Source organism: Peribacillus sp. P4_C12, assembly GCF_056402095.1.
Genome location: NZ_JBFUIB010000547.1, coordinates 1 through 2,327 on the forward strand (window position 1 = coordinate 1; position 2,327 = coordinate 2,327).

Below are 2,327 nucleotides of genomic sequence, written 5' to 3' on the forward strand. Positions count from 1 at the left end.
GGAATAGGAGGGTTCTAACATCCCCTTGATTGTTTACTAAAGGATCATCAGCAACACTTTCTTCCTCAAGGTCACTTAGACTGTTAAGTTTCAAAATATCTAGTAAATCCTTTAGAGTTGACACCTCCTCATTGGAAAGACGCAAGGATTCAGTATCTAATGAACTGCCTGAATCTGCCCCTACGGCGGATTGAAGGACTGAACCAAACCCCAATTTCATCCCCTGGTTTTGCTTTAATTGAACAGTTTGACTTACTGATGCCAAGGGGAATAAAGAATTAATGGCCAAATTCATATATTATTCACCTCCTTTAAAGCTTCCCCTTAAGAACTTTGCTCCGTTAGTCTCTTCGTTAACCTGGCAGCATCTGCTGTTGTCATTTGCTCTAATACCTTCGCTAAAGTATCAGCTTTCATGCTTGCCAGGATCATAACCGCATCTTCATCACTCATTTCTGTAATGATAGGAGCTGACTTCTTTGGTGCCATGGTTTCATAAGTGCGTATTATATCTTTGAAAGCCTTTTCACTCCCATCCTGACTTTCTCTAAGCTGTTTCACTTCAGAATGAAGCTGCTGTTTTTCTGCTTCAGCCTTTTCAACGGCCTTGTCTCGTGTATCAATTATTCTTTCCAGCTTCTCTATCTCTTTTTCTTTGTTTTCTATTTCGGTTTCTAACTTCGCCATTTTTCTTGAAACTTTCTCATTGTCTTTGGCTGAGTTTTCTTTTACCTCATCCTTTTGAATCAGTTCGGCGAAGGGGATTTTAGCGGACATCTCCTTTGCCTTTTACACTACATTAACCCCCGCAACTGAGAAAACTACCATGGCTACAGTTACCGCAAAGATTAGAGGGATGAAGATTACAAGAAACCATTGAAATTTGCTTATATTATTTTCTTTTAATTCATCTAATCCAGTAGATTCAACTTTTTTACGCATTCTATCACCTAACGCCCTTTGCTAAAGAATTGCCGGATAGATATTTCATCCATTTGTTTATTCTCAGCTTCCTTTATGACATCCAGGAATTTAAGAAACTCATTTACTTTCATTTTCTCGTACTTTTTGACTTCAATATTTCTTTCCAATAATACTTCCTGCAGGACATTCATTTTGTAACGGGCTTCAATGACTTCCTGTTGACAATGGCTTAAGAGCTTTTCCAGATTGTCCATAAATAACTGATGATGGCGAATTTCTTGAACGGATAATCCATTTCGGAGCTTTTCCTGCTGGAATTCCAGAAGGTCTTCTTTTTTCTTTAAAAGCTTATACAATTTTTCGGCTACTTTTTCAAAAGTTTTTAGAGCAGCATTATATTTAGAAAGTGCGTCCCTTTTTTCTTTTTCCTTGATGGTTAGGATCTTCTCAAATTTATATTGATAAATCATTGCTAATCACCTTTCTCCATCAATTTTACGAGGTTGATAATACTCTTATCTTTGGATGCTTTTTCATGAGTGCCTTGCTTTAAAAATGAAATGATTTCCGGATATCGATTAATGGAGTTATCAATTTCCTTTGAAGAACCCTTTTTATAGGCTCCTATATTAATCAAATCTTCAGACTCAATATAGGTTGATAAACTTGCCCGTAAGTTTTCTGCTGACTTTTTATGCCTTTCCTCAACAATATTATTCATGACACGACTAATACTCTTTAGAACATTGAGAGCCGGAAACTGTCCTTTATTTGCTAAGTTTCTGTCTAAGATGAAATGACCGTCCAATATTCCCCTGACTGCATCGGTGATTGGTTCATTCATATCATCACCGTCGACAAGAACCGTATAAAAAGCTGTAATGGATCCTAACTGATTTGTGCCTGTTCTTTCTAGTAGTCTTGGAAGGATAGCGAAAACGGATGGCGTATAGCCTTTTGTGGTGGGTGGCTCTCCGACAGCAAGTCCGATCTCCCTTTGGGCCATCGCAACCCTTGTGACGGAGTCCATCATTAGCATCACGTTCAATCCTTTGTCACGAAAATATTCTGCAATGGCAGTAGCCGTCAAGGCACCTTTAATTCTCATCAACGCTGGCTGATCAGATGTCGCTACAACAACAATTGATCTGGCTAACCCTTCCGGACCAAGATCTTTCTCAATGAATTCACGGACTTCCCGACCACGTTCACCAACAAGGCCAATCACGTTTAAGTCAGCCGTGGTATTTCGTGCTACCATGCCAAGCAAAGTACTTTTTCCAACACCGCTCCCAGCAAAGATTCCAACACGTTGGCCTTTCCCTACTGTTAATAAACTATCAATCACACGTACACCTACATCAATCGGTTCATCAATCGGAGGCCTTTCCATGGGACTGGGT

General features: G+C 39.4%; 5 protein-coding genes. All 5 read right to left on the reverse strand.

Annotated elements, in window-relative coordinates; translation table 11 throughout:
- On the reverse strand, positions 1-295 hold a 295-nt coding region (locus tag AC1DUW_RS26245), incomplete at its 3' end, for a hypothetical protein (RefSeq protein ID WP_477643863.1).
- Positions 296-324: 29 nt separating this feature from the next.
- Positions 325-777, reverse strand: coding sequence for a magnesium transporter MgtE N-terminal domain-containing protein (locus AC1DUW_RS26250; RefSeq protein ID WP_477643864.1), 453 nt, complete (start codon positions 775-777; stop codon positions 325-327).
- Between the two features lie 12 nt (positions 778-789).
- Entirely contained in the window at positions 790-942 is a 153-nt protein-coding gene (locus tag AC1DUW_RS26255; protein WP_477643865.1) for a hypothetical protein, read from the reverse strand.
- Positions 943-950: 8 nt separating this feature from the next.
- Complete coding sequence (fliJ, locus tag AC1DUW_RS26260) at positions 951-1,394, reverse strand: flagellar export protein FliJ (protein WP_053345326.1); 444 nt, start codon at positions 1,392-1,394, stop codon at positions 951-953.
- 2 nt (positions 1,395-1,396) lie between these two features.
- Positions 1,397-2,327 (reverse strand): FliI/YscN family ATPase (locus tag AC1DUW_RS26265; protein ID WP_477643866.1); only part of this gene is annotated, 931 nt, incomplete at its 5' end.